Origin of the sequence: Halomonas sp. A29 (assembly GCF_046723295.1) — a bacterium.
Lineage (GTDB): Bacteria > Pseudomonadota > Gammaproteobacteria > Pseudomonadales > Halomonadaceae > Halomonas.
In genome coordinates, this window is record NZ_JAXQPR010000015.1 from 30,502 (window position 1) to 51,277 (window position 20,776).

General features: G+C 65.2%; 16 protein-coding genes. 9 read left to right on the forward strand and 7 right to left on the reverse strand.

Going from position 1 to position 20,776, the window contains the following annotated elements:
• Positions 1-11: 11 nt before the first annotated feature.
• The 4 genes from aceF to metK form a co-directional block, all read right to left on the reverse strand.
• Complete coding sequence (aceF, locus tag SPH52_RS21040) at positions 12-1,304, reverse strand: dihydrolipoyllysine-residue acetyltransferase (protein WP_411797000.1); 1,293 nt, start codon at positions 1,302-1,304, stop codon at positions 12-14.
• Positions 1,305-1,328: 24 nt separating this feature from the next.
• A complete protein-coding gene (gene aceE / locus SPH52_RS21045) occupies positions 1,329-3,998 on the reverse strand; it encodes a pyruvate dehydrogenase (acetyl-transferring), homodimeric type (RefSeq protein WP_411797001.1) in 2,670 nt (889 codons plus the stop codon).
• 49 nt (positions 3,999-4,047) lie between these two features.
• Positions 4,048-6,318 carry an NADP-dependent malic enzyme gene (locus SPH52_RS21050; protein WP_411797003.1) on the reverse strand — a complete coding sequence of 757 codons (2,271 nt, stop codon included), beginning with the start codon at positions 6,316-6,318 and terminating at the stop codon, positions 4,048-4,050.
• A 545-nt stretch (positions 6,319-6,863) separates the two neighbouring features.
• Positions 6,864-8,084, reverse strand: coding sequence for a methionine adenosyltransferase (gene metK / locus SPH52_RS21055; RefSeq protein ID WP_411797004.1), 1,221 nt, complete (start codon positions 8,082-8,084; stop codon positions 6,864-6,866).
• A 331-nt stretch (positions 8,085-8,415) separates the two neighbouring features.
• On the opposite strand from metK, the gene tkt reads away from it, so the two are divergent.
• Positions 8,416-10,407, forward strand: a complete 1,992-nt coding sequence (gene tkt, locus SPH52_RS21060; protein ID WP_411797005.1) for a transketolase — start codon at positions 8,416-8,418, stop codon at positions 10,405-10,407.
• Between the two features lie 83 nt (positions 10,408-10,490).
• Here tkt and SPH52_RS21065 read toward each other — a convergent pair whose 3' ends face one another.
• The 3 genes from SPH52_RS21065 to SPH52_RS21075 all read right to left on the reverse strand — a co-directional run bounded on the left by SPH52_RS21065 (position 10,491) and on the right by SPH52_RS21075 (position 12,588).
• Positions 10,491-11,543: a class I fructose-bisphosphate aldolase gene (locus tag SPH52_RS21065; RefSeq protein WP_411797006.1), complete on the reverse strand. Its 1,053-nt coding sequence runs from the start codon at positions 11,541-11,543 to the stop codon at positions 10,491-10,493.
• Between the two features lie 142 nt (positions 11,544-11,685).
• Entirely contained in the window at positions 11,686-12,075 is a 390-nt protein-coding gene (locus tag SPH52_RS21070) for an Hsp20/alpha crystallin family protein (protein ID WP_411797007.1), read from the reverse strand.
• 51 nt (positions 12,076-12,126) lie between these two features.
• Complete coding sequence (locus SPH52_RS21075; RefSeq protein WP_411797008.1) at positions 12,127-12,588, reverse strand: Hsp20/alpha crystallin family protein; 462 nt, start codon at positions 12,586-12,588, stop codon at positions 12,127-12,129.
• 245 nt (positions 12,589-12,833) lie between these two features.
• On the opposite strand from SPH52_RS21075, the gene SPH52_RS21080 reads away from it, so the two are divergent.
• From SPH52_RS21080 to SPH52_RS21115, 8 genes are all read left to right on the forward strand, one after another.
• The gene (locus SPH52_RS21080; RefSeq protein WP_411797009.1) at positions 12,834-13,874 is read left to right on the forward strand and encodes a type I glyceraldehyde-3-phosphate dehydrogenase; all 1,041 of its coding nucleotides are present in this window, start codon (positions 12,834-12,836) and stop codon (positions 13,872-13,874) included.
• A gap of 43 nt (positions 13,875-13,917) precedes the next feature.
• Positions 13,918-15,084, forward strand: coding sequence for a phosphoglycerate kinase (locus tag SPH52_RS21085; RefSeq protein ID WP_411797010.1), 1,167 nt, complete (start codon positions 13,918-13,920; stop codon positions 15,082-15,084).
• 77 nt (positions 15,085-15,161) lie between these two features.
• Positions 15,162-16,226 carry a class II fructose-bisphosphate aldolase gene (gene fba / locus SPH52_RS21090; protein WP_411797011.1) on the forward strand — a complete coding sequence of 355 codons (1,065 nt, stop codon included), beginning with the start codon at positions 15,162-15,164 and terminating at the stop codon, positions 16,224-16,226.
• 199 nt (positions 16,227-16,425) lie between these two features.
• Positions 16,426-17,487, forward strand: a complete 1,062-nt coding sequence (locus tag SPH52_RS21095; RefSeq protein WP_411797012.1) for a substrate-binding domain-containing protein — start codon at positions 16,426-16,428, stop codon at positions 17,485-17,487.
• Positions 17,484-18,467, forward strand: coding sequence for a sugar kinase (locus SPH52_RS21100; RefSeq protein ID WP_411797013.1), 984 nt, complete (start codon positions 17,484-17,486; stop codon positions 18,465-18,467). The genes SPH52_RS21095 and SPH52_RS21100 overlap by 4 nt, the downstream gene beginning before the upstream one ends.
• Positions 18,468-18,493: 26 nt before the next feature.
• Positions 18,494-19,486 (forward strand): 2-hydroxyacid dehydrogenase, encoded by a 993-nt coding sequence (locus SPH52_RS21105; protein WP_411797014.1) that lies wholly within the window; start codon positions 18,494-18,496, stop codon positions 19,484-19,486.
• 34 nt (positions 19,487-19,520) lie between these two features.
• Positions 19,521-20,219 carry an HAD family hydrolase gene (locus tag SPH52_RS21110; protein WP_411797015.1) on the forward strand — a complete coding sequence of 233 codons (699 nt, stop codon included), beginning with the start codon at positions 19,521-19,523 and terminating at the stop codon, positions 20,217-20,219.
• A 73-nt stretch (positions 20,220-20,292) separates the two neighbouring features.
• Positions 20,293-20,649 carry a hypothetical protein gene (locus SPH52_RS21115; protein WP_411797016.1) on the forward strand — a complete coding sequence of 119 codons (357 nt, stop codon included), beginning with the start codon at positions 20,293-20,295 and terminating at the stop codon, positions 20,647-20,649.
• The last annotated feature ends 127 nt before the right edge of the window (positions 20,650-20,776 follow it).

The following is a 20,776-nucleotide window of genomic DNA, read 5'->3' on the forward strand; positions in this document are numbered from 1 at the left end:
TCGTCGGCTCCTCACATGATGATGCGCCGCATGTCGGCGAGCAGGTTGGCGAAATGGACGTTGAAACGGGCCGCGGCGGCACCGTCGATCACCCGGTGATCCCAGGACAGCGACAGCGGCAGCATGAAGCGCCATTCCGACTGCTTTCCGTCCGGCGAGACCTGCTTCCAGTAGGAGCGACACACGCCCATGATGGCCACTTCGGGGGCGTTGATGATCGGCGTGAAGAACAGCCCACCGATCCCGCCAAGGGAGGAGATGGTGAAACAGCCGCCCTGCATCTGATCGGGCTTGAGCTTGCCGTCCCGGGCCAGCTTGGCCAGCGCCCCCATTTCCTGGGCGATCTCGGCCACGCCTTTCTTGTCCGCATCGCGGATTACCGGCACCACCAGGCCGTTGGGCGTGTCGGCGGCGAAACCGATGTGGTAGTACTGCTTGAGGATCAGGTTGTCGCCTTCCAACGAGGCGTTGAACTCGGGGAACTGCTTCAGGGAGGCGACCGCGGCCTTGATCATGAACGCCAGCATGCTGACCTTGATGCCGGCCTTCTCGTTGGCCTTGTTGAACTGCACACGGAAGGCTTCCAGATCGGTGATGTCGGCCTCGTCGTGGTTGGTGACGTGGGGAATCCTCACCCAGTTGCGATGCAGGTTGGCGCCGGAGATCTTCTTGATGCGCGACAGCGGCTGGGTCTCCACCGGACCGAACTTGCTGAAGTCCACCTTGGGCCAGGGCAGCAGATCCATGCCCTCCCCGGCGGCCGGAGCACCAGCCGTGGCCACCGTCGGGGCGCCACCCTTGGCGAAGTTCCGGATGTCCTCCTGGGTGACCCGTCCCTTGAGGCCGGTCGGCGGCACGCGGGTCAGGTCCACCTCCAGTTCGCGGGCCAGATGGCGCGCAGAGGGGCTGGCGTGAACCCGGCTGAAGTCCGCGATCGGGCCAGCCGGCGGTGCGGCGCTGGGGGCAGCCGGGGCAGAGGGTGACGCCGCCGGTGGCAATGGCTCCCCGCCCTTCCCGGCAGGCGCCGCGGGCTTTTCATCTGCCCCACTCGGGGCGGCCACGCCCGCTTCGCTCTCCAGCAGTAGCACCAGGCTGCCCTCGGAGACCGTGTCGCCGAGCTTGACCTTGACCTCCTTGACCGTACCCGCGGCAGGCGCCGGTACGTCCATCGAGGCCTTGTCCGATTCCACGGTGATCAGCGGGTCCTCGACCTGGATCGTGTCGCCGGCCTGGACGTGGATTTCGATGATCGGGACATCGCTGTAGTCGCCGATGTCGGGTACCTTGATCTCTTGAATGGCCACTGTTCTTCTCCTTCGGCTCAGCTCTCAGGCGTAGAGGGGATTGGGCTTTTCAGGGTCGATGCCGTATTTGGCGATGGCGTCGCGCACCTTGCCGCTCTTGAGCTTGCCCTCGTCGACCAGGGCCTGCAGCGCGGCCAGGACGACGTAGTGACGATCCACCTCGAAGTGGCGGCGCAGGGCCTCGCGGCTGTCGGATCGGCCGAAACCGTCGGTACCCAACACCTCGTAGCGCCGCGGCACAAAGGGCCGGATCTGTTCGGCGAACATGCGGATATAGTCGGTGGCGGCGATGACCGGCCCTTCGCTGCCTTCCAGGCATTGCTCGACATAGCTCTTGCGCGGCTTCTTCCCGGGATGCAACCGGTTCCAGCGCTTGACCGCGTGGCCGTCGCGGGCCAGCTCGTTGAAGCTCGGGCAGCTCCAGACGTCGGCCGCCACACCCCAGTCGTCGCGCAGCAGGTCCACCGCGGCAATCACCTCGTTGAGGATGCTGCCACAGCCCAGCAGCTGTACCCGCGGGCTCTTGGCCTTGCCCTTGGCCTTGCTGAACGCGTACATGCCCTTGATGATGCCCGCTTCCGCGCCATCGGGAAGCGCCGGATGATGGTAGTTCTCATTCAGCGTAGTGATGTAGTAGAAGACGTTCTCCTGGTCCTCGTACATGCGCTTGAGTCCGTCGCGCACGATCACCGCCACCTCATAGTGGAAGGTCGGGTCGTAGGCCATGCAGTTGGGAATGAACTGGGCGAACAGCTGGCTGTGCCCGTCCTGGTGCTGCAAGCCCTCGCCGTTCAGGGTGGTGCGTCCCGAGGTGCCGCCGATCAGGAAGCCCCGCGCCAGCATGTCGCCGGCCGCCCAGGCCAGGTCGCCGACGCGCTGGAAGCCGAACATGGAGTAGTAGACGTAGAACGGGATCATGGTGACCCCGTGGTTGCTGTACGAGGTGGAAGCGGCGATCCATGACGACATGGCACCGTCCTCGTTGATGCCCTCCTGCAGGATCTGGCCCTTCTGGTCCTCCCGGTAGGGCATGATCTCCTCGGCGTCCATGGGCACGTACTTCTGCCCTTCGGGGGCGTAGATACCGATCTGCCGGAACATGCCCTCCATGCCGAAGGTGCGCGACTCGTCGGCGACGATCGGGGTCAGCCGCGGCCCCAGGGTCTTGTCCCGGGCCAGGGAGACCATGATGCGCACCACGGCCATGGTGGTGGACATGGTGCGCTCGCCAGTGTCCGCCAGCACCTGTTTGAACATCTCCAGGGGCGGCGCTTCGAGCCGGTCGCCGTTGCGCTGGCGCTGGGGCAGGTAGCCGCCCAGCGCCTTGCGCTGCCCATGCAGGAGCTGCATCTCGGCGCTCTCCTCGGGGGGCTTGAAGAACATCGCCTTGGTGACCTGTTCGTCACTCAAGGGCAGGTCGAAGCGCTTCTGGAAGTGGCGGAGGTTGTCCTCACCCAGCTTCTTCTTCTGGTGGGTGATGTTCTGGCCCTCGCCGCCCTCGCCCATGCCGTAGCCCTTGACGGTCTTCATCAGCAGTACCGAGGGCTTGCCCTGGGTGTTGACCGCCGCGTGATAGGCCGCGTAGACCTTCTGCGGGTCATGGCCACCGCGGATCAGCTTGTAGTAGATGTCGTCGTCCGACATGTGGGCGACCATCTCCTTGAGCTCCGGGTACTTGCCGAAGAAGTGCTCGCGGATGTAGCCGCCACCCTTGACCTTGAAGTTCTGGTACTCGCCGTCGACGCACTCCTCCATGCGCTGGCGCAGCAGCCCCTTGGTGTCCTTGGCCAGCAGTTCGTCCCAGCCCGATCCCCACAGGCACTTGATGACGTTCCAGCCCGCGCCCCGGAAGTTGCCCTCCAGCTCCTGGACGATCTTGCCGTTGCCCCGCACCGGGCCGTCCAGGCGCTGCAGGTTGCAGTTGATCACGAAGATCAGGTTGTCCAGCTTCTCGCGGCTGGCCAGGGCGATGGCCCCCTGGGACTGGGGTTCGTCCATCTCGCCGTCGCCCAGGAACGCCCACACCTTGCGCCCCTCGGTGTCGGCCAATCCCCGGTTCTGGAGGTACTTCATGAAGCGGGCCTGATAGATGGCCATGATCGGCCCCAGCCCCATGGAGACGGTGGAGACCTGCCAGAAGTCCGGCATCAGGTAAGGGTGGGGGTAGGAGGAGATCCCCTTGCCGTCCACTTCCAGGCGGAAGTTCTCCAGTTGCTCCTCGGAGAGCCGACCCTCAAGGAACGCCCGCGCGTAGATGCCCGGAGCGCAGTGCCCTTGAAAGTAGATGATGTCGCCCCCGTGGCCGTCGCTGGGGGCCTGCCAGAAATGGTTGAAGCCCACCTCGTACATCACCGCCGAGGACTGGTAGCTGGCGATATGCCCGCCGGGTTCGGCGGGCTTCTTGTTGGCGCGCACCACCATGGCCATGGCGTTCCAGCGCAGATAGGCGATCAGCCGCTGCAGCAGGGCTTCGTCGCCGGGCAGCTTGGCCTCCTTGTGGGGAGGTATGGTGTTCACATAGGGCGTACGGGTCGTATCCGGCGCCTCGGCCCCGGTTCGGTAGGCTTCCTCTACCGCCTTGTGCAGCAGGAAGGTGGCCCGCTCGGGGCCCACCCGTTCCACCACCATGTCGACGGCTTCCTGCCACTCCCGGGTTTCCTGGGGATCGAAGTCGTTGTAGTCATCGAAGGCCATGGGTCGTCTCCCTTGATCATTGGCTCGGACTTGTTGTTTCCGATCGCTGTCAGCGATCGGTCTGTGCCTCGACCACGGCGAAGGCGCTCATGTTGGCAATACCCCGCGCGGTGACCGTGCGGTTGAGCACATGCACCGGCTTGGCGGCCCCCAGCAGGATGGGGCCCACGGACACGCCGTTGCCCAGCACCTTGAGGGCGGTAAAGGCGATGTTCGCCGAGTCCAGGTTGGGCATGATCAACAGGTTGGCCTCACCCTCGAGCAGCGAGCCGGGCAGGATGCGACCGCGTACGCCCATGGAGAGCGCCGAGTCGGCCTGCATTTCACCGTCCACCACCAGATCCGGGGCGCGTTCCCGTATCAGCGCCAGGGCCTCGCGCATCTTTCCGGCGCTGGCGAAGTCGGAACTACCGAAATTGGAGTGGGAGACCAGGGCGGCCCGGGGCGTGATGCCGAAACGGCGAATCTGCTCCGCGGCCAGCAGAGTGATCTCGGCGATCTGGCTGGCATCGGGGTCGTAGTTGACGAAGGGGTCGGCAATGAACAGCGTGGTCCGCTCGAGGATCAGCAGCTGCAGGGCAGCAGGCGTGCTGACGCCTTCGCGCAGGCCGATGACGTCCAGCACCAGGTCCAGGTGCTCATGGTAGGTGCCTACCGGGCCGGCGATCATGGCATCCACTTCGCCCCGGCGCAGCAGCAGCGAGGCCAGGATGGTAGACCGGCTGCGCACGCGTTTCTCGGCGGCCTCGGGATGGACGCCACGCCGCCCCATCAGTTGGTGGTACTCGCTGGCCAGCTCGGCGTAGTCGGGATAGTCCTGCGCGTCGATCAGCTCGAAATCGACGCCGGGTTTCACCGGCAGGCCCAATTCCTCGATGCGCGCCTCGATGATTGCCCGGCGGCCGATCAGCACGGGCTTGGCATAGCGCTGGCTGACACAGACCTCCATGGCACGCAGGACGCGCTCGTCCTCGCCCTCGGCATACAGCAAGCGGAGAGGGTTGTGTCGGGCCCGCTCATACACCGGCTCCATCACATTGCCGGAGCGGTAGACCAAGCGTGACAACGAGCGGGCATAGGCCTCCAGGTCCGCGATGGGCCGAGTGGCCACGCCACTCTCCATGGCGGCCTTGGCCACCGCCGGCGGGATGGTATCGATCAGGCGCGGGTCGAAGGGTTTGGGCAGGATGTATTCCGGGCCGAAGGTCAGCGCCTGCCCGCCATAGGCCACCGCCACCGTCTCCGGCACCGTGGTGGTCGCCATGTCGGCGATGGCCTTGACGGTGGCCAGTTTCATCTCCTCGTTGATGGTGGTGGCGCCGCAATCCAGGGCGCCCCGGAAGATGAACGGGAAGCACAGGACGTTGTTGACCTGGTTGGGGTAGTCCGAGCGTCCGGTGGCGATCACCGCATCCGGGCGTACCGCCTTGGCCTCCTCCGGCATGATTTCCGGCGTGGGGTTGGCCATGGCCAGGATCAACGGGCGATCGGCCATGGTCGCCACCATTTCCGGCTTGAGCGCGCCCCCGGCCGAGAGACCCAAGAACACGTCGGCTCCATTGACGGCATCGGCCAGGGTGCGGGCCTCGGTCCGGGCCGCATAGCGCGCCTTATAGGGATCCATGTCCTCGCTACGGTCGGTGTGGACCACGCCTGTACGGTCGCAGACCAGGATGTTCTCCTGACGCACCCCCAGGGACACCGCCAGGTCCAGGCAGGCCAGGGCCGCCGCGCCCGCGCCGTTGCAGACCAGGCGGATGTCGCCGAGCTCCTTGCCCACCACCCGCAGGCCGTTGAGCAGGGCGGCCCCCGAGACAATGGCGGTACCATGCTGGTCGTCGTGGAAGACCGGGATCTTCATCCGCTCGCGCAGGCGCCGCTCGATCTCGAAGCACTCCGGTGCCTTGATGTCCTCCAGGTTGATGCCGCCGAAGGTGGCCTCGAGGCCGGCGATGATCTCGATCAGCTTGTCCGGGTCGCGCTCCTCGATCTCGATGTCGAACACATCCACGTCGGCGAACTTCTTGAACAGCACGGCCTTGCCTTCCATCACCGGCTTGGAAGCCAGGGCACCGATGGCACCCAGCCCCAGCACCGCCGTGCCGTTGCTGACCACGGCCACCAGATTGGCGCGTGCGGTGTATTCGGCCGCCATCAGGGGGTCGCGTTCGATCTCTTCGCAGGCCGCGGCCACACCGGGAGAATAGGCCAGCGACAGATCCCGCTGGCTGGCCATGGGCTTGGTCGCCTGGATCGCCAGCTTGCCGGGGCGGGGAAATCGGTGGTACTGCAAGGCGCTGTCGCGCAAATCGTCTGCCATGTGCTTTTCCTCGCTCGCTTTCGCTCATCGCGGCGATAGAGGAGTCGATGACCGCGTTGCCGATCGCCCTCTCGAACTGCTTGTTGCCAGGCCGGTCACTGGCCACACCACAATTCCCTCTATGCCGCACTCGGCTCGTTATGCCATGCCCATTGTCATTCTAGGAGCGCGCGTCTCATGGAGCGCAGTCTGCGTTCAGCAACCAATGCGCCTAAATAAGTGAAAGGAAAGGCATTCAAGCGCTTAGCGAATCGATATGCGACTTTGGTCGCAACGACAACAGCCCGGGTTTGACTGGAAATGTGCACAATCGGCGAATTCGGCATACGAATTTCCGCACAGTAACGGAAGCGACTGCCTTGCCTACGAATTATCCTCGCGGAAGGGACCGGTAGCGGTAGCGAGCGCCCATGCATCGTGCGCATTTCCGCACAGGCAGCTTGCGTCTGCCCCTTGTGCCCTCGGCCCTTGTGTTCCCCACCATAGCAACAGGCCCCGCACGGCGATGCCGGCGGGGCCTGTCATTGCGTGCCTAGGGCGAGTGCTTACAAACCGGCGGCCTGGCGCAGCGCCGTGGCGCGATCGGTGCGCTCCCAGGGGAAGGCGGTGAAGGTCTCGGTATGCTCCTGGCCCTTGGTGTCCTTCCAGCGGTAGCTGGCCTCGAAGGGCTCGCGGCCAAAGTGGCCATAGGCCGCGGTGAGCTGGTACATGGGGTGGAGCAGGTCGAGCATGCGGGTGATGGCGAAGGGGCGAAGATCGAAGTGCTCGCGCACCAGCTCGATGATGCGCGCCTCATCTATCTTGCCGGTGCCGAAGGTGTTGATCGACACCGAAGTGGGCTCGGCCACGCCGATGGCATAGGAAACCTGGATCTCGCACTTGTCGGCGAGCCCGGCAGCGACGATGTTCTTGGCCACGTAGCGTCCGGCGTAGGCGGCACTGCGGTCGACCTTGGAAGGGTCCTTGCCGGAAAAGGCGCCGCCGCCGTGGCGCGCCATGCCGCCGTAGGTGTCGACGATGATCTTGCGCCCGGTCAGGCCGCAGTCGCCCACCGGGCCGCCGATGACGAACTTGCCGGTGGGGTTGATGTGGTACTTGGTCTGCTCGGAGAGCCACTCGGCCGGGATCACCTCCTCGATGATCTCGCGCCGGACCATGCGCCTCAGCTCCTCCTGGTCGATCTCGGGAGCATGCTGGGTCGACAGCACCACCGCCTCGACGCCGCAAGGCATGCCCGCCTCATCGTAGCGGAAGGTGATCTGGCTCTTGGCATCCGGGCGCAGCCACGGCAGCAGGCCGTGCTTGCGCAGCTCGGCCTGGCGCTCGACCAAGCGATGGGCGTAGTGGATCGGCGCCGGCATGAGCGAATCGGTCTCGTTGGTGGCGTAGCCGAACATCAAGCCCTGGTCGCCCGCCCCCTGGTCCTCCGGCTTGCTGCGATCAACCCCTTGGGCGATGTCTACGCTCTGCTTGCCGATCAGATTGAGTACCCCGCAGGTCTCACCGTCGAACCCGACCTCCGAGGAGGTATAGCCAATGTCGATGATCACCTGGCGCACCAGCTCCTCCAGGTCGACCCAGGCGGAGGTGGTGATCTCGCCAGCGACGATGGCCACCCCGGTCTTGACCAGCGTCTCGCAGGCCACCCGGGCGTGCTTGTCGCGAGCGATGATGGCATCCAGCACCGCATCGGAGATCTGGTCGGCAATCTTGTCCGGATGACCTTCGGACACGGATTCGGAGGTGAACAGGGAGTATTCGCTCATGCGTGTCGACCCTTCTGTGTATCGGCGAGCTGTATATCGGCAGGCTGTATCTCGGCAAGGCGCGGCGGTACCGTCGAACCGGAACGACGAACCAGCTGCGTGCTTTCCAGCTTCCTGCCGGCGAACACACAGCCTCATGGGGACCCGAGTTTACATGCTGCCATCCGGGGAGGCACCCGTCATTTGATGACCGGGCGCAAGTCGGCGACAATAGGCGGCCGAATTCGACCGCGCCGTACCTTCCTGCGGCGCCCAGCCAGAACGCTACCGGCAGGCCCGGCAGGCCGCCGTTGACTTGCCCCATTCTGCCGCAGGCGAGGAGCTTACCCAAATGCCATCCCGTTTCGAACTGGCCAACGCCATTCGCGCCCTGTCCATGGATGCCGTACAGAAGGCCAAGTCCGGCCATCCCGGCGCCCCGATGGGCATGGCAGACATCGCCGAAGTACTGTGGAACGACTATCTCAAGCACAACCCCAACGACCCGAAATGGCCCGATCGCGACCGCTTCGTGCTCTCCAACGGCCATGGCTCGATGCTGCTCTACTCGCTGCTGCACCTGACCGGCTACGAACTGGAGCTCGAGCAACTGCGCAACTTCCGCCAGCTGCACTCCAAGACCGCCGGCCACCCCGAGTTCGGCTATGCGCCGGGCGTGGAAACCACCACCGGCCCGCTGGGCCAGGGCCTGGCCAATGCCGTAGGCATGGCCATCGCCGAGAAGACCCTGGCGGCGCAGTTCAACCGCCCCGGCCATACCATCGTCGATCATCAGACCTACTGCTTTGCTGGTGACGGCTGCATGATGGAGGGGATCTCTCACGAGGTATGTTCGCTGGCCGGCACCCTGGGGCTGGGCAAGCTCACGGTGTTCTACGACGACAACGGCATCTCCATCGACGGCGAGGTCGAGGGCTGGTTCACCGACGACACCGCCAAGCGCTTCGAGGCCTACGGCTGGCATGTGGTACCCAACGTCGATGGCCACAATCCCGAAGAGATCAAGGCCGCCATCGAACTGGCACGCAGCCACGAAGAGAAGCCAAGCCTGATCATCTGCAAGACCGTCATCGGCTTCGGTGCACCCAACAAGCAAGGCAAGGAAGAGGCCCACGGCGCCCCGCTGGGCGAAGAGGAAGTGGCCGCCGCACGCAAGCAGCTCGACTGGCCGCATGCGCCGTTCCACGTGCCCGAGCCGATCTATCAGGACTGGGATGCACGCAAACAGGGGCAAGCCCAGCAGGACGACTGGCAGGCCCGCTTCGCCCGCTACCGTGAAGAGCATCCTGAACTGGCCCGTGAATTCAGCCGTCGCACCCAGTGCAAGCTGCCGGCGGAGATCACCAGCGAGGCGTTCATCGAGAAGATGCAGCAGAAGGGCGAGACCATTGCCACGCGCAAGGCGTCACTGCTGTGCCTCAACGAATTGGGGCCGCAGCTGCCCGAACTACTCGGCGGCAGCGCCGACCTGGCCCCCTCCAACCTGACTTTCTGGAGCGGTGCCAAGCCGATCTCCCGCGAAAACCCGAGCGGCAACTACTTGCACTACGGCGTGCGCGAGTTCGGCATGGGCGCGATCATGAACGGTATCGTGCTGCATGGCGGTTTCATTCCCTACGGCGCTACCTTCCTGATCTTCATGGAGTACATGCGCAATTCGGTGCGCATGGCGGCACTGATGGGCAAGCGCGCCATCTACGTCTTCACCCACGACTCCATCGGCCTGGGCGAGGACGGCCCCACCCATCAGCCGATCGAACAGCTGACCAACCTGCGCAGCACACCCAACCTTTGCACCTGGCGTCCCTGCGACGCGGTGGAGACAGCCGCCGCCTGGGACGCCGCGATCAAGCGCAACTCCGGCCCCACCGCGCTGGTGCTGTCGCGCCAGAACCTGCCGCACCAGCAGCGCAGCAAGCAGCAGCTGGCCGAAATCCAGCGCGGCGCTTACGTGCTCAAGGAGAGCGAGGGCACGCCCGAACTGATCCTGATCGCCACCGGCTCCGAGGTGACGTTGGCGATGGGCGCTGCCGCCGAGCTGGAAAGCCAGGGCCGCGCGGTACGCGTGGTGTCGATGCCTTCGGCCTACCGCTTCGACGGTCAGGACGCCGAGTACCGCGACAAGGTGCTGCCGCGCACGGTGACCAAGCGCATCGCCATCGAGGCCGGCCACGCCGACTACTGGTACAAGTATGTGGGCCTCGACGGCCGCGTGATCGGCATGACCACTTTCGGCGAGTCCGCCCCAGCGGATGACCTGTTCAAGCACTTCGGCTTCACCGTCGAGAACGTGGTCAAGCAGGCGCGCGAACTGCTGGGCTGACAGGCTCTCTCCACAGGCGGCAAGAAGAAAGGGCACGACCTGGCGGTCGTGCCCTTTTACGTTGCCCGTTTGCCTGATCGCGCTCAGGCCACCGTCACACTCTGGTCGAGATAGACGTCCTGGATGGCGTGAAGCAGCTCGACGCCTTCGCTCATGGGCTTCTGGAACGCCTTGCGTCCCGAGATCAACCCCATGCCGCCGGCGCGCTTGTTGATCACCGCGGTGCGCACCGCCTCGCCCATATCCGTGTGCCCCTTGGAACCGCCACCGGAGTTGATCAGCCCCGCTCGACCCATGTAGCAGCAGGCCACCTGGTAGCGGGCCAGGTCGATGGGGTGCTCCGAGGTCAGCTCGCTGTAGACCCGAGCGTGAGTGTGGCCGAAGCCGATGTCCTGGTAGCCGCCGTTGGTCTCGGGCAGCTTCTGCTTGACGATATCGGCCTTGAGGGTCGCCGCCAGGTGGTTGGCCTGTCCGGTGAGGTCGGCCGCCACGTGGTAGTCCTTGCCCTCGTGCTTGAAGCCCGGGTTGCGCAGGTAGGCCCACAGCACCGTGGCCATGCCCAGTTGGTGGGCACGCTCGAAGGCTTCGCTGATCTCCATGATCTGGCGGCGGCTCTCGGGAGAGCCGAAGTAGATGGTCGCGCCGACCGCCACGCAGCCCATGTCGTGGGCCTGCTCCACCTCGGCGAACAGGGTCTGGTCGTACATCGCCGGGTAGCTCAGCGTCTCGTTGTGGTTGAGCTTGAGCATCATCGGAATGCGGTGGGCGTAACGCCGCGCCACCGACGACAGCACGCCCAGCGTGGACGCCACGCCGTTGCAGCCGCCCTCGATGGCCAGCTCGACGATGTTGGCCGGGTCGAAGTAGCGCGGATTGGGAGCGAACGAAGCGCCGGCGGAGTGCTCGATGCCCTGGTCCACCGGCAGCAGGCTGAGATATCCGGTGCCCGCCAGACGGCCGTGGTCGAACATCGCCTGCAGGCTGCGCATCACCGCCGGGCTGCGGTCGCTGTCGGCCACCACCCGGCTGACGAAGTCCGGCCCCGGCAGGTGCAGCTGTTCGCGGGGAAAGCCACGGCAACGGTGATCGAGCAGATACTCGGCATCGTCACCCAGAAGTTGGGGTATGTCGGTCATGTCTTCCTCTCCATGGTGTCGTGAATCGCTATTCCCAGCGTAGTGAAAACCGTACCGAGCGTACGCCTCGCTTGCAAACGGAAGCGCCCTTTCACAGGGAAAGGGCGCTCCAAGGTGAGTACTCCATGAATCTGCATGCGTATCAAGCGGCCTTGATCTCGATCCGCCGGCTCCTATGCCGCTCCTTCTTCGGCAGCCGCAGTTGGAGAATCCCCTTCTCCAGGCGCGCCTCGATGGCGGCGGTATCGATCTCGTGGCTGAGCGTGAAGCGCCGGGCATAGCGCTGAGCCTTGGCTTCCGCATAGGTCGCGGTGATGCCCTCGGGCATGTCGATACGAATCTCGCCCTCGATGCTCAACAGGTTGCCATCGACTTCGACACTCAGGCCATCCCGCGAGACACCGGGCATGTCGGCGACCACGAACAGGGCATTGTCCTCCTCGTAGATATCCACGGGAGGCCGCATCGCCGAGCTGCGTCTTTCACGTGCGGGTACGCCAGCCTGCGATTCATGACGTGCGACTTCGTTCATGTCCATCACCTCCTGACGTGTTGATCTGCTCTCCTTCTGCCACTACTCGACTCAGGCCGCCTGTATCTCTATACGACGCGGCTTGAGCTCTTCACGCTTGGGCAGGTGGATCTCGAACACGCCGTCGTGGCAACGTGCCTCGGCACGCTCGACATCGATGCCTTCAGGCAGACCGATGGAGCGTACGAACTCTCCATCGAAGCGCTCGCGACGGAAGCTGGGCCGCTGGCGGCCATCGTCGCGCTCTCCCGGCAGGGCGTCACGCCGCCCCCGCAGGGTCAGCACATTGTCCTGCACGCTGATCTCCAGATCCCCATGGGCAAGGCCAGCTGCGAGGACGTAGACACGCACGGCGTCATCGGTACGGCCGACGTTGATCATCGGGAAGCTGCCGCGCGGCACCGAGCGAATGTCCGCCGCCCCCTCCTCCGAAAAGACCTCGTCGAGCCACTGGCGGAACCAGTCAACTCCCGGCGAGACGCCGGTATCGAAACGCCTGAGATCTCCGAACATATCGAACACCTCCTACGCTATCAGGCTTTTGGATGTTGCGGGTCAACCCGAACCGCGGCACCGAAGGCACAAGGGCCATACTGGTGCCGTATTGCTTCTTATAGGGTCGCCGCGATTTTTTTCAAGGCTCGCCGGAGACTCGCTTCAGCGCTCCGCTCGGTACGGGCTCATCCTCAGGCCACGTGGGCAACTGCATCGAAAATGCGCTAGAATCGCCGCTTTCCGCCGGCAAGAGATCCCGCCTCATGGCCCAGCGCATCGCCATCAACGGTTACGGTCGTATCGGCCAGTGCGTGCTGCGCGCGCTGCTGGAGCGCCGATTGAACCGCTCCGGCGACCCGATGCTGGAGGTGGTGGCGATCAATGAACTCTCCGACCTGGATACCATCGCCTACTTGACCCGCTACGACACGACCCACGGGCGTTTTCCAGGGCAGGTGGAGACGGCAGAAGGCCGGATGATCGTCGATGGTTCACCCATCGCGATCCTCACCGAACCCGAGCCCGCGCACCTGCCCTGGGGCGAATTCGGCATCGACCTGGTGCTGGAGTGCTCGGGCAGCTTCAAGGACCGCTCCACTGCCGAGGCTCATCTTGCCGCTGGCGCCGGGCGGCTGCTGTTCTCCCAGCCCGCCGAGAGCGACGTCGATGCCACCATCGTCTGCGGCATCAACGACAGTGAGCTTGCCGCCGAGCATCGCATCGTCTCGGCGGCGTCATGCACCACCAACTGCCTGGTGCCGGTGCTCACGGTACTCGACCAGGCGCTCGGCATCGAGCACGGCGTGACCACCACGGTACACTCGGCAATGAACGACCAGCCGGTGATCGACGCCTATCACCAGACCGACCTGCGCCTGACGCGCTCGGCAATGCACTCCATCGTGCCCGTCGACACCAACCTGGCGCGCGGCATCAACCGCCTGATGCCCCACCTGGCCGGGCGCTTCGAGTGCCTGCACATGCGCGTGCCGACGATCAACGTCTCGGCCATGGATCTGTCGATCTGCGTACGTCGCAACACCTCGGCGGCCGAGGTCAATGCCCTTCTGCGTGAGGCGAGCACGGGTCCGCTGGCCGGCCTGCTCGGCTATACCGAGGAGCCCACGGCCTCGGTCGACTTCAACCACGATCCCCGCTCGGGTATCGTTGACGCCACTCAGACCCGCGTCGCCGGGAACCGCCTGATCAAGCTGCTGTGTTGGTTCGACAACGAGTGGGGCTTCGCCAACCGCATGCTCGACGTCGCCCAGCGCATGGCGGCACTTCCCGCGGCGCCCCGATGATTCCCGGCTTCGGTTTCCCCCAGACAAGGAAGGAAGACGCCCGATGAACGTGCTCAAGATGACCGACCTCGACCTGCGCGGTAAGCGCTTGCTCATCCGCGAGGACCTGAACGTACCCGTCAAGCACGGCAAGGTGACCAGCGACGCCCGCCTGCGGGCCAGCCTGCCGACCATCAAGGCCGCCACGGAGGCCGGCGCCAAGGTCATGCTGATGAGCCACCTGGGGCGCCCGACCGAAGGCGAGCCGGCCGAGGAGTTCTCGCTGGCGCCGGTAGCCGAATGCCTCGGCGAGTTGCTCGGCCGACCGGTGAGGCTGGTCGAGGACTACCTCGACACCGCTCAGGATCTTGCCGATGGCGAGGTGGTGCTACTCGAAAACGTGCGCTTCAACGTCGGCGAGAAGAAGGACGACGAGACCCTCGCCCAGCAGTATGCCGAGCTGTGCGACATCTACGTCATGGACGCCTTCGGCACCGCCCATCGTGCCCAGGCCTCTACGCATGGCGTGGCCCGCTTCGCCCCGCAGGCCTGCGCCGGCCCGCTGCTGGCCGCCGAACTCGATGCCCTGGAGAAGGCTCTCGCCACCCCCCGGCGGCCGATGGTCGCCATCGTCGGCGGCTCCAAGGTCTCGACCAAGCTCGAAGTGCTCAACGCCCTCTCCGAGAAGTGCGACCAGTTGATCGTCGGCGGCGGCATCGCCAACACCTTCATTGCCGCGGCGGGCCACAACGTCGGCAAGTCGCTGTATGAAGCCGACCTGGTCGAGCAGGCCAAGGCGCTGATGGCCAGGGTCGAGATCCCGCTGCCCACCGACGTGGTGGTGGCCACCGAGTTCTCCGAATCGGCCGAGGCGGTGGTCAAGCCGGTCGACCAGGTGAGCGACGACGAGATGATCCTCGATATCGGCCCCGACACCGCCGGGCGGCTCGCCGGCCTGCTCAAGGATGCCGGCACCATTCTGTGGAACGGCCCGGTGGGCGTGTTCGAGATCGACCAGTTCGGCAAGGGCACCGAGGCGCTGTCCAAGGCCATCGCCGAAAGCAGCGGCTTCTCCATCGCCGGCGGCGGCGACACCCTGGCCGCCATCGACAAGTACGGGATCGAGGAGCAGGTCTCCTACATTTCCACTGGCGGCGGCGCCTTCCTCGAGTACGTGGAAGGCAAGATCCTGCCGGCCGTCAAGGCGCTGGAAGATGCCGCCGCACGCTGACCCAACCCCTTGTCGCCCGGTACTGCCGGGCGACACCCTATCCCCCAGACAGACCGTAGAAGAGAACAGGTGAGTCAATGGCACTGATCAGCATGCGCCAGATGCTGGACCACGCCGCCGAGCGCGGCTATGGCATTCCAGCGTTCAACGTCAACAACCTCGAGCAGATGCGCGCCATCATGGAAGCGGCCGACGCAACCGACTCCCCGGTCATCGTCCAGGCCTCTGCCGGCGCGCGGAAGTACGCTGGCGCGCCCTTCCTTCGCCATCTCATCCTGGCCGCCGTGGAAGAGTTCCCGCACATTCCGGTGGTCATGCACCAGGACCACGGCACTTCGCCCGCGGTGTGCCAGCGCTCGATCCAGCTCGGCTTCTCCTCGGTGATGATGGACGGTTCCCTGGGCGAGGACGGCAAGACGCCGATGGACTACGACTACAACGTCGACGTCACCCGTCGCACCGTCGAGATGGCCCACGCCTGCGGCGTCTCGGTGGAGGGCGAGCTGGGCTGCCTGGGCAGCCTGGAGACCGGCATGGCCGGCGAAGAGGACGGCATCGGCGCCGAGGGCGTGCTCTCCCACGACCAGTTGCTGACCGACCCGGAAGAAGCCGCCGCGTTCGTCAAGGCGACCCAGGTCGACGCCCTGGCCATTGCGATCGGCACCAGCCACGGCGCCTACAAGTTCACCAAGCCACCCACCGGCGACACCCTGTCGATCCAGCGCATCAAGGAGATCCACGCGCGCATCCCCGATACCCACCTGGTGATGCACGGCTCCTCCTCGGTGCCCCAGGAGTGGCTCGCCATCATCAACGAATTCGGTGGTGAGATCCCCGAGACCTACGGCGTACCGGTCGAGGAGATCGTCGAGGGCATCAAGTACGGCGTGCGCAAGGTCAACATCGACACCGACCTGCGCCTGGCCTCCACCGGGGCGGTACGTCGCTTCATGGCCCACCACCCCAGCGAGTTCGACCCGCGCAAGTTCCTCAAGGAAACCGTGACGGCCATGCGCGACATCTGCATCGCCCGCTACGAGGCCTTCGGTACCGCCGGCAACGCCAGCCGTATCAAGCCGATCAGCCTCGATGCAATGTATGAGCGCTACGCCCGCGGCGAGCTGGATCCCAAGGTGAAGTAAACGTCTCGCCTGAGTCGACAAGGGCGGCCTCGAGCCGCCCTTCTCATTTTCTCCCCTGGCATTGCCTTCCTCATTCGCTCATCCGACGCTGACTCGCCCTTCGCGCACCTTGCTCTCGAGCATCTCCCAAACTTCTCTCGAACTTGCCCCCACGGCTCATGCCGCCTAGGATGGGAACGTTCCCATTCAGAGCGTCATCATGCCTGCCCGCACCTCCCGCCATGCCACCATTCTCGAAGTCGCCTTCGAGGCCGGCGCCTCCAAGACTAGCGTGTCGCGCTATTTCAGCGGCGAGCGCGAGCGGCTCTCGCCGGCGTTGCAGCGGCGCATCAGTGAGGCCGCACTCAAGCTCGGCTATCGCCCCAACCAGATCGCCCGCGGCCTCAAGGGCGGCAGTTCGCGGCTGCTCGGTATGCTGGTAGCAGACATACGCAACCCCTATTCGGTGGCGGTGATGCACGGCGTAGAACAGGCGTGCCGCGAACTAGGCTATTCATTGCTGGTGGCCAACACCGACAACGACCCCGCCCAAGAGCGCACTCACCTGGCACTGCTCGCCTCCTACCGGGTCGAGGGGCTGGTGATCAACGCCGCCGGCAGCCCCGCCCATGAACTGCAGAACCTCACCGGGCAGGGCATGCCGCTGGTGCTGCTCGACCGCTGGCTGGAGGAACTCGAGGTGGACAGGGTCGGTCTCGACAACGCGCTCGCCGTCGACATGGCCATCGATCACCTCAAGGCGCAGGGTTATCGCCACCTGCTCTTCCTCAGCGAACCGGTAGGCCTGGCCAGCCCGCGCCAGCAGCGCTGGCAGCGCTTCGAACGACGCCTGGCCGACGAACCGGCACTCCACGGCGAACGCCACGACCCGGCCCTCGACGGCACCGCGGTATGCACCATCATCGAGGCGTTCCTCGCTCGAGCCGGGCGCCCCGCCGCCGTGCTCTGCGCCAACGGTAACGTAACCCTTGCCGCTACCCGAGCGTTGCAGGCCTTGGGCATACGCCTGGGCGAGGTCGGCCTGCTGGGTATCGACGAACTCGACTGGTGCGGCCTGGTGCCACCCGGCATCACCACCTTGGCACAGCCCACCGAGGTCATCGGCCGCACCGCCGTTCAGCAGCTGTTGGCACGTCTCGGCGACAGCGGGGATGCACTTCCCCCCTGCCACACCCTGTTTCCGCCAACGCTGATCGCGCGCGGCTCGACCCGTCTATCCGACACCGACGACGTTGAAGATAACGACAAGGAGACACCATGAAGACCCCCACTTTGCCACCGGAAGTGCTCGCCTTCGGCGAAGCCATGGCTCTGTTCGTAGCCGAGACTCCCGGTGCGCTGGCCGAGGTAGAGTGCTTCCGCCGCGGCATCGCCGGGGCCGACACCAACGTCGCCATCGGCCTGGCCCGGCTCGGCTTCCGGGTCGGCTGGCTCAGTCGTGTCGGCAGCGACGGCTTCGGTACCTACGTGCGTCGCAAGCTCGAAACGGAAGGGCTGGACTGTCGCTACCTGAGCGATGATCCCGCCCATGCCACCGGCCTCGTGTTCAAGGAGCGCGCCGAAGGCGGCGCCGACCCCAGTGTCGAGTACTTCCGCCGTGGCAGTGCGGCCAGTCACCTTTCACCTGAAGATGCCGCCCAGGTGGACTTCACCGCCGCCCGTCACCTGCACGCCACCGGTATTCCTCCGGCACTCTCGGCCAGTTGCCGGGAGCTTACCGGACACATGCTGGACCGCGCCCGAGCCCATGGCGCAACCATCTCCTTCGACCCCAACCTGCGCCCCAGCCTGTGGTCCAGCGAGGCGGAGATGCGCGAGACGCTCAATGCGCTGGCGACGAAGGCCGACTGGGTGCTGCCGGGCCTGGCCGAAGGCCGCCTGCTGACCGGGCGCGATACTCCCCGCGACATCGCCGGCTTCTATCTAGAGCGTGGCGCCCAGGCCGTATTCCTCAAGCTTGGGCCCGAGGGCGCCTACTACCGCGGCGTGCTGGGAGGCCAGGAGATGGAGACCACGCTGCCGGGGTTCCATGTCGAGCGCGTGGTGGACACCGTGGGCGCAGGGGATGGCTTCGCCGCGGGAGTGGTCAGCGCCCTGCTCGACGGTCTCTCGCCGCAGGCCGCTGCGCGTCGCGGCAACCTGATCGGCGCCCAGGCCGTGCAGGTACAGGGCGACATGGAGGGGCTGCCGAGCCGCGCACGGCTGGTCGAACTCGAGCGCAGCCTGCCGCACTTGCCGTAACTGCCGACCAACAACGGAGCGAGACAATGATGAAACGTATCGTCGCCTACAGCCGCCTCAAGCCGACGCATCTCGAGCAACTCAGGCAGCGTTTCCACGTCGATTACTTCGAAACGCTGAAGGACACCGATGACCCCGCTTTTCGCCAAACGCTGGGCCAGGCTCACGGCATCGTCGGCTCGAGTCTTCCCATCACACCCGAACTGCTCGACCAGGCGCCGCACCTTGAGGCCATCGCCAGTATCTCGGTGGGCTATGACAACTATCCCGTCGAGGAGCTGACCAGGCGCGGCATCCTGCTGTGCAACACCCCCGACGTGCTCACCGAGACCACCGCCGATACAGGTTTCCTGCTGATCATGGCCACGGCCAGGCGCGCCATCGAGCTGGCCGATTTCGTCAAGCGCGGCGACTGGCAGGAGAGCATCGGCGAGTCCCACTTCGGCAGCGACGTGCACGGCAAGACGCTGGGCATGATCGGCCTGGGCCGCATCGGTGCCGCCGTGGCCCGCCGCGGTGCGTTGGGCTTCGGCATGCGGGTGCTCTACTCCAACGCCTCGCCCAAGCCCGAGCTGGAGCGGGAACTCGGCGCCGTGCGCTGCGAGCTGGACGAGCTGCTGGCACAGAGCGATTTCGTCTGCGTGACCGTGCCACTGTCGGCCGAGACGACGCACCTGATCGGCAAGCGCGAGTTCGGCCTGATGAAGCGCTCGGCGATCTTCGTCAACATCGCCCGTGGCAAGGTGGTGGACGAGGCGGCACTGATCGGCGCGCTGGAGGGCGGCGAGATCCACGCCGCCGGGCTCGACGTGTTCGAACAGGAGCCGCTCTCGCCGGAATCGCCGCTACCCCACATGGCCAACGTGGTGGCCCTGCCGCACATCGGCTCGGCCACGCATGAGACCCGCGACGCCATGGCCCAGCGCGCGGTGGATAACATCATGCTCGCGCTCGATGGCAAGCGGCCGATCAGCCTGGTCAACGAGGCGGCCTTCACCCACCTCACCGCGTCACGTTGAGCACACTACGCGACTTCTCATCGGAGGTACCTTCATGTCCGCACCGCTCTGCCTGCTGTTCGACTCCGATGGCACCCTGGTCGACAGCGAGATCCTGCTCGCCGAGGTCATGGCCGACGTCCTGCCCCGTTACGGCCTGCCCTTCACCGCGGCGCAGTACATGGAGGAGTTTCGCGGCATTCGCTTCCTGACCATCGTGCTCGAGCTGGAGAGCCGCCATCGAGCGCTTGGCGACACCCAGCGCCAAGCCATGGAGGGTGCGATGCGGGAGCTGATGGAGATCCGCATGCGCGAGCAGCTCATGCCGATCTCCGGCATGGCCGAGGCCCTGGAAGCGCTGGGTGAATATCCTCGCGCGGTGGTTTCCAATGGCCCGGAGCGCAAGATCCGCTGTGCCATGGAGTGTGTGGGCTTCAGCCACCACTTCAACCACCTGTTCAGCGCCTACAGCCTGGGCGTATGGAAGCCGGACCCAGCGCTCTATCTCAAAGCGGCGGAAGTCATGGGGTATCCCCCTGAGCGCTGCGTGGTAATTGACGATGCCGCCGTGGGGGTTGCTGCCGGTCTGGCTGCCGGTATGCAGGTGATCCATCTCAACCGCTTTCCCGATCTGGAAGCGACTCCCGCCGGAGCCATGACCATTCATCACGCCCGCGAACTGCCGACAGCAGTGGAGCGTCTGTCTCGACAGGTAAGAGATATCGCTTTTACGCTGCAACGCAACATACAGTGACCAAGAATACTGTTAGGATCAAGAACACCCAACAGGTGCAGGAACCACCGTCATCAAGCGACAAGGAGTCGTAATGTCACCTCATCCTTATTCTCCTTTTATGCCGTATACGCCTGCTGCCATGCTGGACGTATGGAAGCTTAGCGTCATGGCCTTCGAGCTGTGGTCCACCTCGTTCAGTACCATCGCGATGCGCAATGGCCTATGGCAGACCCAGTCTCCCACTAGCCCCCGGATGCTCAAGGAAAACCAGCGCATGGTGACCGAGAAGCTCGAGGCCAGCATGGAAACCGGCTTCGAGGTTCAGAAAGCCATGCTCCAGATGGCGTTCGGCCAGTTGACCCCTTGGTGGGTCACCGGACGCCGCACCATGCTGCCTTACCATCGCCGCAGCAGCGCCAATTCCCGTCGACTTTCGCGCCGGCGCTGAGCTTCCACCAACTGACTGCCGAAGTGGCTAACGGCGCTGGTCTTCTTCACCTGTGTACCGTGGCCGGGGTGGCGTCGGCTGGATCCGGTCAGCCAGACAAAATGAGATCGCCCCCGGCGGAGCCGAG

Coding starts and splice junctions, on each gene's coding strand:
- SPH52_RS21085 (WP_411797010.1), top strand. CDS start 13,918: ATGAACGTGCTCAAGATGACCGACCTCGACCTGCGCGGTAAGCGCTTG.
- tkt (WP_411797005.1), top strand. CDS start 8,416: ATGCCATCCCGTTTCGAACTGGCCAACGCCATTCGCGCCCTGTCCATG.
- SPH52_RS21070 (WP_411797007.1), bottom strand. CDS start 12,075: ATGAACGAAGTCGCACGTCATGAATCGCAGGCTGGCGTACCCGCACGT.
- SPH52_RS21110 (WP_411797015.1), top strand. CDS start 19,521: ATGTCCGCACCGCTCTGCCTGCTGTTCGACTCCGATGGCACCCTGGTC.
- SPH52_RS21080 (WP_411797009.1), top strand. CDS start 12,834: ATGGCCCAGCGCATCGCCATCAACGGTTACGGTCGTATCGGCCAGTGC.
- SPH52_RS21065 (WP_411797006.1), bottom strand. CDS start 11,543: ATGACCGACATACCCCAACTTCTGGGTGACGATGCCGAGTATCTGCTC.
- SPH52_RS21115 (WP_411797016.1), top strand. CDS start 20,293: ATGTCACCTCATCCTTATTCTCCTTTTATGCCGTATACGCCTGCTGCC.
- SPH52_RS21075 (WP_411797008.1), bottom strand. CDS start 12,588: ATGTTCGGAGATCTCAGGCGTTTCGATACCGGCGTCTCGCCGGGAGTT.
- SPH52_RS21095 (WP_411797012.1), top strand. CDS start 16,426: ATGCCTGCCCGCACCTCCCGCCATGCCACCATTCTCGAAGTCGCCTTC.
- SPH52_RS21050 (WP_411797003.1), bottom strand. CDS start 6,318: ATGGCAGACGATTTGCGCGACAGCGCCTTGCAGTACCACCGATTTCCC.
- SPH52_RS21100 (WP_411797013.1), top strand. CDS start 17,484: ATGAAGACCCCCACTTTGCCACCGGAAGTGCTCGCCTTCGGCGAAGCC.
- SPH52_RS21105 (WP_411797014.1), top strand. CDS start 18,494: ATGATGAAACGTATCGTCGCCTACAGCCGCCTCAAGCCGACGCATCTC.
- metK (WP_411797004.1), bottom strand. CDS start 8,084: ATGAGCGAATACTCCCTGTTCACCTCCGAATCCGTGTCCGAAGGTCAT.
- fba (WP_411797011.1), top strand. CDS start 15,162: ATGGCACTGATCAGCATGCGCCAGATGCTGGACCACGCCGCCGAGCGC.
- aceE (WP_411797001.1), bottom strand. CDS start 3,998: ATGGCCTTCGATGACTACAACGACTTCGATCCCCAGGAAACCCGGGAG.